The organism is Polaromonas jejuensis NBRC 106434, assembly GCF_001598235.1.
Taxonomy (GTDB): Bacteria; Pseudomonadota; Gammaproteobacteria; order Burkholderiales; family Burkholderiaceae_C; genus Polaromonas; species Polaromonas jejuensis.
The window spans coordinates 124,340-137,588 of sequence record NZ_BCYO01000002.1; the positions used below are offsets into that span (position 1 = coordinate 124,340).

Genomic DNA, 13,249 nt, shown 5'->3' on the forward strand with positions numbered 1-13,249 from the left:
AGCGTGGGGGCCATCGTCATTTCCAGATGTTGTATGGGGTCTGCATCCAGGCCCCGACGACCACCAGCCAGACCAGGGTCACAGGTATGAAGATCTTCCAGCCCAGACGCATGATCTGGTCGTAACGGAAGCGTGGGAAGGTGGCGCGCACCCACAGGAACATCGTGACCACCACAAAGGTTTTTGCCGCCAGCCAGATCCAGCCCGGGATCCAGTTGAAAAAGGCGCTGTCGATCGGAGGCAGCCAGCCACCCAGGAACAGGATGACGCACAGGGTCGACACCAGAATCATGTTGGCGTACTCGGCCAGGAAGAACATGGCAAAGGCCATGCCCGAGTACTCGACCATGTGGCCGGCAACGATCTCGGACTCACCCTCGACCACGTCAAACGGATGGCGGTTGGTCTCGGCCAGGCCGGAGATGAAATACACCACAAAAATCGGCAGCAAGGGCAGCCAGTTCCATGACAGGAAATTCAGCCCTTGACTTGCAGCCATGCCTTTGCCCTGGCTCATGACGATGTCCGTCATGTTCAGGCTGCCTGCCACCATGAGCACCACCACCAGGCAAAAGCCCATGGCAATTTCATAGCTCACCATTTGTGCCGAGGCGCGCATGGCGCCCAGAAACGCATACTTGGAGTTGGAGGCCCAGCCCGCAATGATCACGCCATAGACTTCCATCGAAGTAATGGCCATCAAAAACAGCAAGCCGGCATTGATGTTGGCCAGCGCCACATCAGGACCAAAAGGAATGACGGCCCAGGCCGCCAGCGCCGGCATGATGGTCATGATGGGACCCAGCACAAACAAGCCCTTGCTGGCCGCCGTGGGCATGATGATTTCCTTGGTCAGCAGCTTGAGCGCATCGGCAATCGGCTGCAGCAAACCCAAAGGCCCCACGCGATTGGGGCCGAGACGGATCTGCGTAAAACCAATCGCCTTGCGTTCCCACAAGGTGAGGTAGGCCACGCAACCCATGAGCGGCAGCAGAACACAGACGATCTTGATGAGCGCCCAGAGCACGGGCCAGACTGTCGCGGGCCAGATGCCGCCCAGCAGACCCTGGCCGAAGCCGTAAATTCCGTCAATCATGCGCTGACTCCTTCAAGGCTGGCCGCCTGCCGCGCATCGGCCGTCAGCTGCAGCGATGTCGCGCGCCTGACCAGCCCGTCGAGTTGATAAATGCTGGCCACCGCAGGCACTTGGCCGACAGCATCGGCCGGCGTAAGGGTCGCCTGCATGGCGTCCATGCTGTTGTCCAGCCTGTCGGCCGGCACTTGCGCCGCGGCTGCGCCAGGGATCTGCTTGAGCACATCCTGTGCCGACTCAAAATCAAAACCGGGCAAATTCAGCAGATTGGCCAGCACGCGCAAGACTTTCCATGCCGGACGCGTTTCACCCAGCGGCTTGACGACGGCATGGAAGCTCTGGATGCGACCTTCGGCATTGACGAAGGTACCGGGGGTTTCGGTGAACGGCGCAATCGGCAACAGCACGTCGCTAAAGCCCATATTGGCCTTGAACGGGCTCAGCGTGACGACCATCTGGGCGGCGTTCAGCGACGCTTTGGCCCTGGCGCCTGCGGCCGAATCAAATTCCGGCTCGTTATTCAACAAGATGACGGCCTTCAGCCTGCCATCGAGCATTTGGCCGGCGTGCAGGCCTTGCGCACCCGGCAAGGCTCCCGCCAGTTGCGCACCCACGGTGTTCGCCGCTTCGGTCAGGTAGCCCACGGTCGCGCCGGTTTGCGAGGCTATCCAGTTGGCGAGTGCCAGCAGGGTAGACGCATTGGCATGGTGTGCGGCAGCATTGCCCAGCAGGATGGCTTTGCGCTCACCGCCCAGCAATGACAGTGCAATCGCCTTGGCGGCCTCGGTGGCCTGTCCCGGAGCCGGCGCAGACACACCCTTCTCTGCCGCCACCGCCGCAGCCACATCCGCCAGGGCTTGCGCCCAGGCATCCGGCGACACCAGCAGGGTGTTGGCAACTGGCATGGCCCAGGCGTCGGCAGCAGCCAGTTCCGCTATTGAATTAATAGCACTCAGCGCACAACCCTTGCGGACAGACTGCCGAATACGTTGTGCAAACAGGGGGTGATCCTTGCGCAGATTGGAGCCGACCACGAGCACGCGCTGCAATTCCGACAGCGAGGCAATGGAGGTGCCCAGCCAGCGCACAGAGGCCGAGTTCGCAAATTCAGCGTTGCGCAGGCGGTAATCGACGTTCTCGCTGCCCAGGCCGCGCATCAGGGCGGCAGCCAGGTACAGCTCTTCCAGCGTGCTGTGCGGGCTGGCCAGGGTACCGATGCTGGCCGCGCCGTGGTCAGCGCTGATCTGCTTCAGGCCATTGGCCACGTATTCAAGCGCGGTCTGCCAGTCAACCGTCTTCCACTCGCCGCCCTGCTTGAGCATGGGACTCAGCAGGCGTTCGTCGCTGTTCAGGGCTTCGTAGGAGAAGCGATCGCGGTCGGCAATCCAGCATTCGTTGACGTCTTCGTTTTCGAGCGGCACCACGCGCATGACCTTGTTGCTCTTGACCTGGACAATCAGGTTGGCGCCGGTCGAATCGTGCGGGCTGACGGACTTGCGGCGCGACAGCTCCCAGGTACGGGCGCTGTAGCGGAAGGGCTTGCTGGTCAGCGCGCCGACCGGGCAAATGTCGATCATGTTGCCCGACAGCTCGGAGTCCACCGACATGCCCACAAAGGTTTCAATTTCGGCGTGCTCACCGCGGTGCGACATGCCGAGCTCCATCACGCCGGCCACTTCCTGGCCAAAGCGCACGCAGCGTGTGCAGTGAATGCAGCGGCTCATCTCCTGCATGGAGATCAGCGGGCCCACATCCTTGTGGAACACCACGCGCTTTTCTTCTTCGTAGCGTGATTCGCTGCCGCCATAGCCCACGGCCAGATCCTGCAACTGGCACTCGCCGCCCTGGTCGCAGATCGGGCAGTCCAGCGGGTGATTGATCAGCAAAAACTCCATCACGCCCTGCTGGGCCTTGATGGCTTTGTCGCTCTTGGTGCGCACTATCATGCCCTGGGTCACCGGCGTCGCGCAGGCGGGCATGGGCTTGGGGGCCTTTTCCACATCCACCAGGCACATGCGGCAGTTTGCCGCAATGCTCAATTTCTTGTGGTAGCAGAAATGCGGAATGTAAGTGCCCGCCTTTTCAGCGGCATGCATCACTGTGCTGCCTTCGAGCACTTCCACCTTCTGGCCGTCGAGTTCTATTTCAACCATTGTGTTTTCTTTCCGCGGTCAGGCCTGTGCGACGGCTGGGGAGCTCGCAGCCTGCGATGCGTCGGGTTTGATCATGGCTTCAAACTCATGACGGAAATGCTTGATCATGGCGCGCACCGGCATGGCGGCGGCATCGCCCAAGGCGCAAATGGTGCGCCCCTGGATGTTGTCGGCCACGGAGTTGAGCAGGTCCATGTCGCTCGAACGGCCCTGTCCGGTGTGGATGCGCTCCACAACGCGCCACAGCCAGCCCGTGCCTTCACGGCAAGGCGTGCATTGGCCGCAGGACTCGTGCATGTAGAAGTAGGACAAGCGCTTGAGCGACTCAACCATGCAACGGCTGTCGTCCATCACGATCACCGCGCCCGAGCCCAGCATGGAGCCGGCCTTGGCGATCGAGTCGTAATCCATGGTGCATTCCATCATGATGGACGCAGGCAGCACCGGGGCAGAGGAGCCACCGGGAATCACGGCCTTGAGCGTGCGGCCCTTGCGCACGCCGCCCGCGAGCTCCAGCAGCTTGGCAAACGGCGTGCCCATGGGCACTTCATAATTGCCGGGCAATTCCACATCGCCGGACACCGAGTAAATCTTGGTGCCGCCATTGTTGGGCTTGCCGCATTCCAGATAGGCCTGGCCACCGTTGCGGATGATCCAGGGCACGGCCGCGAAGGTTTCGGTGTTGTTGATCGTGGTCGGCTTGCCGTACAGGCCAAAGCTGGCGGGGAATGGCGGCTTGAAGCGTGGCTGGCCTTTTTTGCCTTCCAGTGATTCCAGCAAGGCGGTTTCTTCGCCGCAGATGTAGGCGCCGAAACCATGCGACGCATGCAGCTCGAAATTGAAACTGCTGCCGAGAATGCCCTGGCCGATCAGGCCCGCGGCGCGCGCCTCGGCGAGCGCTTCTTCAAAGCGCTGGTAAGTCGCAAAGATTTCGCCGTGAATGTAGTTGTAGCCGGCGCTGATGCCCATCGCGTAGGCGGCAATCGCCATGCCTTCGATCACGCTGTGCGGGTTGTACTGCATGATGTCGCGGTCTTTGCAGGTACCCGGCTCGCCTTCGTCGGAATTGCAGACCAGGTATTTCTGGCCCGGGAACTGGCGCGGCATGAAACTCCACTTCAGCCCGGTCGGGAAACCCGCGCCGCCACGGCCGCGCAAGCCGCCGGTCTTGACCTCGGCAATCACCTGGTCAGGCGTCAGGCCTGCGCCGCCATCCTGCCCCAGGATTTTGCGCAAGGCCTGGTAGCCGCCGCGCGCCTCGTAGTCCTTGAGTCGCCAGTTGCTGCCGTTGAGGTCGGCAAGAATCTGCGGATTGATGTGCCGGCCATGAAAGCAGGTCTGCACGCCGGTGGCCGCAAATTGCGACAACACGCTTTGTGCTGCCGCCTGGTTATTTGAGCTGGATGCGAGCGTCATAAGACTTTAGCCTCGGCAGATTTGAGACCATCGATGAGCTGGTCCAGTTTTTCATTGTTCATGAAGCTGCACATCGTGACGTCGTTGACCAGCATCACGGGAGAGTCCGCGCAGGCGCCCAGGCACTCGGACTGCTGCAAGGTGAAAAGGCCATCGGCCGTGGTCTCGCCCATGGCGATGCCCAGTTTATGCTCCAGATGCTTGAGCGCCTTGGCGCCATCGCGCAACTGGCAGGGCAAGTTGGTGCAGACGTTGAGCTTGTACTTGCCCACCGGCCGCTGGTTGTACATGTTGTAGAAGGTGGTGACTTCATGCACGGCAATCGGCGCCATGCCCAGATAGTCGGCCACCAGCTTTTCGCTCTCGGCGCTCACGAAGCCCTGTTCCTGCTGCACGATGGCGAGGCAAGCCATCACGGCCGACTGCTTCTGGTCCGCAGGGTATTTGGCGACTTCGCGGTCAAAACGCGCTTTGGTTGGTTCAGAAATCATGGGGGAAGTCATGGGATTTAGCGGTCAATTTCACCGAACACAATGTCCATGGTGCCGATCACGGCAACGGCATCGGCGATCATGTGGCCGCGCGACATTTCATCCATGGCGGCCAGATGCGGAAAGCCTGGCGGACGAATCTTCAGGCGGTAAGGCTTGTTCGCGCCATCGCTGACGATGTAAATGCCGAACTCGCCCTTGGGATGCTCGACCGCCGCATAGGCTTCGCCCTCGGGCACATGGAAACCTTCGGTGAAGAGCTTGAAATGGTGAATCAGCTCTTCCATGTTGGACTTCATGGATTCGCGATCGGGTGCGGCAACCTTGTGGTTGCTGGTGATCACCGGGCCGGGATTGACGCGCAGCCAGTCCACGCATTGCCTGATGATGCGGTTGGCCTGGCGCATCTCCTCGACGCGGACCAGATAGCGGTCATAGCAGTCGCCGGTCTTGCCGATCGGGATGTCAAAATCCATGTGCGCATACACGTCATAGGGCTGCTGCTTGCGCAAGTCCCAAGCCACGCCGGAACCGCGCAGCATGGCGCCGGTGAAGCCGAGGTTCAGGGCGCGCTCGGGCGGCACCACACCCACACCGACCGTGCGCTGTTTCCAGATGCGGTTGTCGGTCAGCAGGGTTTCGTATTCGTCAACGAGCTTGGGAAAGCGGGTCACGAAATCATCGATGAAATCAAGCAGTGAACCCTGGCGGTTTTCATTCAGCGCCTCAATCGCCTTGGCGTTCTTGATCTTGCTGACCTTGTACTGCGGCATGCTGTCCGGCAGGTCGCGGTAGACGCCGCCCGGCCGGAAATACGCCGCATGCATGCGTGCGCCGGAGACGGCTTCGTACATGTCAAACAGGGTTTCGCGCTCGCGGAAGCAGTAAATCAGGATATTCATCGCGCCGCAGTCAAGACCATGCGCGCCAAGCCACAGCAGGTGATTGAGCAGACGCGTGATTTCCGCATACATCACGCGGATGTATTGCGCACGAATAGGAACGTCGACACCCAGCAGCTTCTCGATGGCCAGACAGTACGCATGCTCGTTGGACATCATCGACACGTAGTCGAGCCGGTCCATGTAGGGCAGCGACTGGATATAGGTTTTGCTTTCGGCCAGTTTTTCGGTGGCGCGGTGCAGCAGACCGATGTGCGGATCGGCGCGCTGGATCACCTCGCCGTCGAGTTCCAGCACCAGGCGCAGAACGCCATGCGCGGCAGGATGCTGCGGTCCAAAGTTGAGCGTGTAGTTTTTGATTTCAGCCATGTCGTATCTCTTGCCGGTGTACTTGTCGGTACGGCTTATTGAAGGCCACCGTAGTTGTCCTCGCGGATCACGCGCGGCGTGATCTCACGGGGCTCGATGGTGACCGGCTGGTAAATCACGCGCTTTTGCTCGGGGTCGTAACGCATTTCCACATGGCCCGTGGTCGGGAAGTCCTTGCGGAAAGGATGGCCGATGAAACCGTAATCGGTCAGGATCCGGCGCAGGTCGTTGTGCCCTTCAAAGACGATGCCGTAGAGGTCAAAGGCTTCACGCTCAAACCAGTTCGCGGAATTCCAGATGCCATTGACCGAATCAATGACAGGAAAATCGTCATCAAGGCAAAACACCTTGAGGCGTACGCGCTGATTCAGGCTGACCGAGAGCAAGTGCGAGACAACGCAGTAGCGCAAGCCGTCGTACCGGCCGTCCTTGTACTCGGAATAGTCCACACCGCAAAGGTCAATCAGCTGCTCGAACTGGCAGCCTGCCGCATCACGCAGCAGGGTTGCCGCAGCCAGGTAATCGGCCGCGGCCACGGTCACCGTGACTTCACCGAGCGCGATCTGCACATTTTTGACCTTGGCGCCAAGCACTGCGGCCAGGGTATCGCCAAGTTGCCGGGCGGAAGCCGGCGAGGAAGAGGAAGAGGACTGCATCAGGCCCTCGCAATCGTGTTGGTGCGGCGAATTTTTTGCTGCAGCTGGATGATCCCGTACAGCAGCGCCTCGGCGGTAGGCGGACAACCCGGCACATACACATCCACCGGCACGATGCGGTCGCAACCGCGCACCACGGAATAACTGTAGTGGTAATACCCGCCGCCGTTGGCGCACGAGCCCATGGACAAAACCCAGCGCGGCTCGGCCATCTGGTCGTAGACCTTGCGCAGGGCCGGCCCCATCTTGTTGCACAGCGTGCCGGCGACGATCATCAAATCAGACTGGCGCGGGCTGGGGCGAAACAGCATGCCGAAGCGGTCGATGTCGTATCGCGCCGCGCCGGCGTGCATCATCTCAACCGCGCAGCAAGCCAGACCGAAGGTCATGGGCCAGAGCGAGCCAGTCTTGGCCCAGTTGACCACCGAGTCATAGCTCGTGGTCATGAAGCCTTCGTTGAAAACACCTTCAAGTGACATACCCGTACCTTTTTGGCAAAAACCCTAGCGGGTCTTTTTCATTCCCAGTCCAGCGCACCTTTTTTCCACTCGTAGACAAAGCCCACGACCAGAATGGCCAGAAAAATCATGACTGACCAGAAACCCACCGGACCGATTTCCTTGAGCACAACCGCCCAGGGAAAAAGAAACGCGATTTCAAGGTCGAAAAGAATAAAGAGGATGGCGACCAGGTAGTAACGCACATCGAACTTCATGCGGGCGTCTTCGAAGGCCTCGAAGCCGCACTCGTAAGGGGAATTTTTTTCAGCGTCGGGACGATGGGGGCCCAGCAAACGGCCCAGCACCTGCGGCGCAACACCGACACCCACGCCGACCAGAATAAACAGGAAAACAGGGAGGTATTGATCGAGGTTCATCGTGGATTCAACTTCTGGACAGCGGCCTGCGCAGTTGTTTGCGCAGCCTGTACAGCTTACCGTTTGAACCGACAGCATCGCCGGAGCGGTGCTGCCGATGCTTTTATCTGGTGCGGACGGCGAGACTCGAACTCGCACAGCTTTCGCCACTACCCCCTCAAGATAGCGTGTCTACCAATTTCACCACGTCCGCGGTTTTTATTCAGCTGCCCGGATGGCATGAGGAAACTTTGCAGTTTTTGGCTTTCCGGACAGTCTTAGAGTTTACCCTGAAATCCGCCCACTCCCACTGGAAGCGACGGCTTTATCAGCTTATTTCGTAGGAATTTGCCCGGCGCCCGACGCAGCGGGTGCGGGTGGCGCAGGAACTGCAGCACTGGACGTTGCCGGTGCGCTGGTTCCGGGGATTTGAGCCGCGCCGGAAGCCGCGCTCGCGGCTGCTCCAGGAACAGGCGCCGTCACGGCCGCCCCCTCCAGAACACTGGAGCCGGTGCGCGGCTGCGCATTGCCGAAGTAAGCCAGCATCAGGGTGCAGGCGAAAAACAGCGCCGCCAGAATGCCGGTGGTGCGCGACAGGAAGTTGGCGCTGCCACTGGCGCCAAACAGGCTGCCCGAGCTGCCGCTGCCAAACGCTGCGCCCATGTCGGCGCCTTTGCCGTGCTGCACCAGGATCAGGCCAATCATGCCCAGCGCCGCCAGCATTTGCACTGCGAGAATAACGGTCAATACAACGTTCATACTTACTCCTAATTTAATAGCGTACTGCGCCCGTCACACCTGGGCTGCAGCAATAATCTTTAAAAAATCCGGGGCATTGAGCGAGGCGCCGCCAATCAGGCCGCCGTCAATGTCGGGCTGGGCCAGCAGCGTTGCCGCATTGGCCGCATTCATGCTGCCACCGTAGAGGATTTTCACACGCGCCGACTGATCGGTCGCGGCTTTGAGCTGGGCCCGCAGCACGGCATGCACGGCCTGCGCTTCTTCAGGCGAGGCAGTCTTGCCGGTACCTATGGCCCACACCGGTTCGTAGGCCACCACGATCTCACTGATGCAGTGCCCGTTGGCGTGAATCACGGCGGCCAGCTGGCGCTTGACCACTTCTTCGGTGTGTCCGGCTTCACGCTCGGCCAATGTCTCACCAACGCAGACGATGGGCGTGATGCCGGCCGCCAGCGCGGCCCTGGCCTTCTCGGCCACCAGCGCATCGGTCTCGAAGTGGTACTGGCGGCGCTCGGAGTGGCCGACAATCGCGTAACGGCAAGCGAAGTCCTTGAGCATGCCGGCACTGACCTCGCCCGTGTAGGCACCCGAGGCTTGCGCCGACACATCCTGCGCGCCCACGCCAACGGTTGACAGTGCGGGCTGGACGGATTTCAGCGCCTGTACTTGCGCCAGGTAAGGCGCAGGCACGCACACGGCAATGTCGCAAGACGGCTTGTTGGCAGCCAGCCCCTGCGCCAACGCGCCCAGCAGGGCCTCGTTGGCCGCCAGGCTGCCATTCATCTTCCAGTTGCCTGCAATCAGCTTCTTCATCTTGCCTGCCATTACCAGGTTAAAACGATTTTGCCGACATGCTGGTTGGACTCCATCAGCGTGTGGGCCTGGGCCGCATCGGCGGCCGCAAAAGTGCTGTGGATCACGGGCTTGATGGCACCGCTGGCCAACAGTGGCCAGACTTTATCCTTGAGCGCCCTGGCAATGGCGGTCTTGAATTCGAGCGAGCGCGGACGCAGGGTTGAACCGGTCACGGTCAGGCGCTTGCGCAGCACCAGGCCGGCGTTGATTTCGGCCTTGACGCCGCCCTGCACCGCGATGATCACGAGACGGCCGTCTTCGGCCAGGCTCTCGACTTCACGCGCCACGTAGCTGCCGGCGACCATGTCCAGAATGACATCGACGCCGCGGCCATTCGTCAGCTTTTTGACTTCTTCCGCAAAGTCGGAGGTCTTGTAGTTGATCGCATGGTCGGCGCCCAGGCCCACGCAGGCGGCGCACTTGTCGTCGCTGCCTGCCGTCACCAGCACCGTGGCGCCCAGCGCCTTGGCCATCTGGATGGCGGTTACGCCGATACCGCTGGAGCCGCCCTGGATCAGCAGGGTTTCGCCGGCTTGCAGGCGGGCCCGTTCAAAGACATTGCTCCAGACGGTGAAGAAAGTTTCCGGCAGCGAAGCCGCTTCCACATCGCTCAGGCCGGCCGGCACCGGCAGGCATTGGCCGACGGGCGCCACGCACAGCTCGGCATAGCCACCGCCAGCCACCAGGGCGCACACGCGGTCGCCAATCTTGAAGCCGGCCGCCGCCATGGCCTGAGCATCGCCGGACACGATTTCGCCCGCCACCTCAAGGCCGGGGATGTCGGACGCGCCGGGCGGCACCGGGTAGTTGCCCGTGCGCTGCAGCACATCCGGCCGGTTCACGCCGCTGGCGCTCACGCGGATCAGCACCTCGCCAGCACCAGCAAGCGGCGCGGGACGGGCACCCAGGCGCAGCACGTCGGGCGCGCCATAGGAGGTAATTTCAACGGTTCTCATGGGTTTCCAGATAATTTGTGCCGCCAGCACCCGCTATTCGGGCGTCGGCAGCTACAAAATAAATAGCAGAGAGGATCAGCCCCGGTCCTGGTCCTGGGCCGGGCGGTCCAGCAAGGCCTTCATGGACAGCTTGACGCGGCCCTTTTCGTCGGTTTCCAGAACCTTGACCTTGACGATCTGGCCTTCGCTCAGGTAGTCGGTGACCTTCTCCACGCGCTCGTGGGCGATCTGGCTGATGTGCAGCAGGCCGTCCTTGCCGGGCAGCAGGTTGACCAGTGCACCGAAGTCCAGGATCTTGGTGATGGCGCCTTCGTAGACCTTGCCGATTTCGACTTCGGCGGTGATCTCGGCGATGCGGCGCTTGGCCTCGTCCGCCTTGGCGCTGTCAGTGGAGGCGATGGTGATGGTGCCGTCTTCCTCGATGTTGATCTGGGTGCCGGTTTCTTCGGTCAGCGCGCGGATCACGGCGCCGCCCTTGCCGATCACGTCGCGGATCTTCTCGGGGTTGATCTTCATCACGTAGAGGCGCGGTGCGAAGTCGGACACTTCGGCCTTGGCTTCGCCCATGGCTTCCTGCATCTTGCCCAGGATGTGCATGCGGGCTTCCTTGGCCTGGGCCAGCGCGACCTGCATGATTTCCTTGGTGATGCCCTGGATCTTGATGTCCATCTGCAGCGCGGTGATACCGAAGGTTGTGCCGGCGACCTTGAAATCCATGTCGCCCAGGTGATCTTCGTCACCCAGGATGTCGGTCAGCACGGCGAAGCGGTTGTCTTCCTTGATCAGGCCCATGGCGATGCCGGCCACGTGGGCCTTCATGGGCACGCCGGCGTCCATCAGCGACAGGCAGCCGCCGCAGACCGAAGCCATCGACGAGGAGCCGTTGGACTCGGTGATCTCGCTGACCACGCGCATGGTGTAGGGGAATTCTTCCTTGCTGGGCAGCACGGCGACCAGGGCGCGCTTCGCAAGCCGCCCATGACCAATCTCGCGGCGTTTCGGGCTGCCGACACGGCCGGTTTCGCCGGTGGCGAACGGAGGCATGTTGTAGTGCAGCATGAAGCGGTCTTCGTAGTCGCCGGACAGCGCGTCGATGCGCTGCGCGTCGCGCTCGGTGCCCAGCGTGGTCACGACCAGCGCCTGGGTTTCGCCGCGCGTGAACAGGGCCGAGCCGTGGGTGCGCGGCAGCACGCTGTTGCGGATTTCGATGGCGCGCACGGTGCGCGTGTCGCGGCCGTCGATGCGGGGCTCGCCGGCCAGGATCTGGCTGCGCACGATCTTGGCTTCGATGTCGAACAGCATGCCGTCAACGGCGACGCTGTCGAATTCAACGCCTTCGGCCTTCAGGCCCGCCTTGGTCCAGGTCGTCACTTCGCGCGTGGCGTGGGTGCGAGCCTGCTTGTTGCGGATCTGGTAAGCAGCGCGCAGCTTTTCTTCGGCCAGCGCGCCGACCTTGGCGATCAGCACTTCGTCTTTGGGAGGAGCACGCCAATCCCAGACAGGCTTGCCGGCATCGCGCACGAGTTCATGGATCGCGTTGATCGCGATATTGCCCTGCTCATGGCCGAACACCACGGCGCCCAGCATGATTTCTTCGGACAGTTGCTGGGCTTCGGACTCGACCATCAGCACGGCGGCTTCGGTACCGGCCACGACCAGGTCCATCTTGGAGTCTTTGAGCTGGGTCTTGCCGGGGTTCAGCACGTACTGGCCGTCAATGTAGGCCACGCGGGCGGCGCCGATCGGGCCGTTGAACGGGATGCCGGAAATCGCCAGCGCGGCGCTGGAGGCGATCAGCGCGGGAATGTCGCCTTCGACTTCAGGGTTCAGCGACAGCACATGGATCACAACCTGCACTTCGTTGAAGAAGCCTTCGGGAAACAGCGGGCGGATCGGGCGGTCGATCAGGCGCGAGGTCAGCGTTTCGAATTCGCTGGGGCGGCCTTCGCGCTTGAAGAAGCTGCCGGGAATGCGGCCGGCGGCATAGGTTTTTTCCAGGTAGTCAACGGTCAGCGGAAAGAAGTCCTGGCCGGGCTTGGCATCGGTCTTGGCGACCACGGTGGCCAGCACCACGGTGCCGTCCATGTCAACGACGACGGCGCCGCTGGACTGGCGTGCGATTTCGCCGGTTTCCATGGTGACCTTGTGCTGGCCCCACTGGAAGGATTTGGTGACTTTATTGAAAATGCTCATGTTCTTTTCTCCACTAAATTCACGCGCTTGAGGCAGCGCGGGAGGCCCGGAGTGACAGCTGGCTGAACACGATGCCATTCCACAAAACGCCTGATTTTCAGGGCTTTTCTTGTGGAATGACACAGCGCGTGCTCGTTTTGCCTTGCTCCGAAGTAAAAAACGCCTGAGCTAGTGAACTAACTCAGGCGCTTCCTGTTGGGTTTATCGCTTACTTACGCAGGCCAAGCTTGGCAATCAGGGCAACATAACGGCTTGCGTCCTTGGACTTCAGGTAGTCCAGCAGCTTGCGGCGACGGCTCACCATGCGCAGCAGGCCGCGACGGCCGTGGTGGTCTTTGGCGTTGGCCTTGAAATGGGGGGTCAGTTCGTTGATGCGGCCGGTCAGCAGCGCCACTTGAACTTCAGGACTGCCGGTATCGTTGGCAGCGCGGGCGTTGTCCTTGACAATCTCGGCCTTGATTGATTTTGCAATCATGTATTTTCCTCTTGCACTGTGTGCACTTGCGAGCGAAGCAGTGTTCCCACTATTGGGACTTGACCGCTTTCGTCGTGTTCTCCGCCTTGAGCC

General features: G+C 61.3%; 13 protein-coding genes and 1 tRNA gene. All 14 read right to left on the reverse strand.

The window, feature by feature from the left end:
• Positions 1 to 16: 16 nt before the first annotated feature.
• Entirely contained in the window at positions 17 to 1,096 is a 1,080-nt protein-coding gene (nuoH, locus tag PJE01S_RS03030; RefSeq protein WP_068831673.1) for an NADH-quinone oxidoreductase subunit NuoH, read from the reverse strand.
• Entirely contained in the window at positions 1,093 to 3,246 is a 2,154-nt protein-coding gene (nuoG, locus tag PJE01S_RS03035) for an NADH-quinone oxidoreductase subunit NuoG (RefSeq protein WP_068831674.1), read from the reverse strand. Before nuoG ends, nuoH begins: the two co-directional genes overlap by 4 nt.
• Before the next feature lie 18 nt (positions 3,247 to 3,264).
• Positions 3,265 to 4,662, reverse strand: coding sequence for an NADH-quinone oxidoreductase subunit NuoF (nuoF, locus tag PJE01S_RS03040; RefSeq protein WP_068831675.1), 1,398 nt, complete (start codon positions 4,660 to 4,662; stop codon positions 3,265 to 3,267).
• The gene (nuoE, locus tag PJE01S_RS03045; RefSeq protein ID WP_068831676.1) at positions 4,659 to 5,153 is read right to left on the reverse strand and encodes an NADH-quinone oxidoreductase subunit NuoE; all 495 of its coding nucleotides are present in this window, start codon (positions 5,151 to 5,153) and stop codon (positions 4,659 to 4,661) included. The genes nuoF and nuoE overlap by 4 nt, the downstream gene beginning before the upstream one ends.
• Before the next feature lie 17 nt (positions 5,154 to 5,170).
• On the reverse strand, positions 5,171 to 6,424 hold the full coding sequence (locus PJE01S_RS03050; protein ID WP_068831677.1) for an NADH-quinone oxidoreductase subunit D: 1,254 nt from the start codon (positions 6,422 to 6,424) through the stop codon (positions 5,171 to 5,173).
• A gap of 35 nt (positions 6,425 to 6,459) precedes the next feature.
• On the reverse strand, positions 6,460 to 7,080 hold the full coding sequence (locus PJE01S_RS03055) for an NADH-quinone oxidoreductase subunit C (protein WP_068831678.1): 621 nt from the start codon (positions 7,078 to 7,080) through the stop codon (positions 6,460 to 6,462).
• Complete coding sequence (locus PJE01S_RS03060) at positions 7,080 to 7,559, reverse strand: NuoB/complex I 20 kDa subunit family protein (RefSeq protein ID WP_068831679.1); 480 nt, start codon at positions 7,557 to 7,559, stop codon at positions 7,080 to 7,082. Before PJE01S_RS03060 ends, PJE01S_RS03055 begins: the two co-directional genes overlap by 1 nt.
• Before the next feature lie 38 nt (positions 7,560 to 7,597).
• The gene (locus PJE01S_RS03065) at positions 7,598 to 7,957 is read right to left on the reverse strand and encodes an NADH-quinone oxidoreductase subunit A (RefSeq protein ID WP_068831680.1); all 360 of its coding nucleotides are present in this window, start codon (positions 7,955 to 7,957) and stop codon (positions 7,598 to 7,600) included.
• A 108-nt stretch (positions 7,958 to 8,065) separates the two neighbouring features.
• Positions 8,066 to 8,150, reverse strand: a tRNA-Leu gene (locus PJE01S_RS03070).
• A gap of 119 nt (positions 8,151 to 8,269) precedes the next feature.
• Positions 8,270 to 8,695 carry a preprotein translocase subunit SecG gene (gene secG, locus PJE01S_RS03075; RefSeq protein ID WP_068831681.1) on the reverse strand — a complete coding sequence of 142 codons (426 nt, stop codon included), beginning with the start codon at positions 8,693 to 8,695 and terminating at the stop codon, positions 8,270 to 8,272.
• A 33-nt stretch (positions 8,696 to 8,728) separates the two neighbouring features.
• A complete protein-coding gene (gene tpiA, locus PJE01S_RS03080) occupies positions 8,729 to 9,490 on the reverse strand; it encodes a triose-phosphate isomerase (protein ID WP_281178548.1) in 762 nt (253 codons plus the stop codon).
• Between the two features lie 11 nt (positions 9,491 to 9,501).
• Positions 9,502 to 10,488, reverse strand: a complete 987-nt coding sequence (locus tag PJE01S_RS03085) for an NAD(P)H-quinone oxidoreductase (protein WP_068831683.1) — start codon at positions 10,486 to 10,488, stop codon at positions 9,502 to 9,504.
• A 75-nt stretch (positions 10,489 to 10,563) separates the two neighbouring features.
• The gene (pnp, locus tag PJE01S_RS03090) at positions 10,564 to 12,681 is read right to left on the reverse strand and encodes a polyribonucleotide nucleotidyltransferase (RefSeq protein ID WP_068831684.1); all 2,118 of its coding nucleotides are present in this window, start codon (positions 12,679 to 12,681) and stop codon (positions 10,564 to 10,566) included.
• A 208-nt stretch (positions 12,682 to 12,889) separates the two neighbouring features.
• On the reverse strand, positions 12,890 to 13,156 hold the full coding sequence (gene rpsO / locus PJE01S_RS03095; RefSeq protein WP_068831685.1) for a 30S ribosomal protein S15: 267 nt from the start codon (positions 13,154 to 13,156) through the stop codon (positions 12,890 to 12,892).
• Positions 13,157 to 13,249 lie beyond the last annotated feature (93 nt).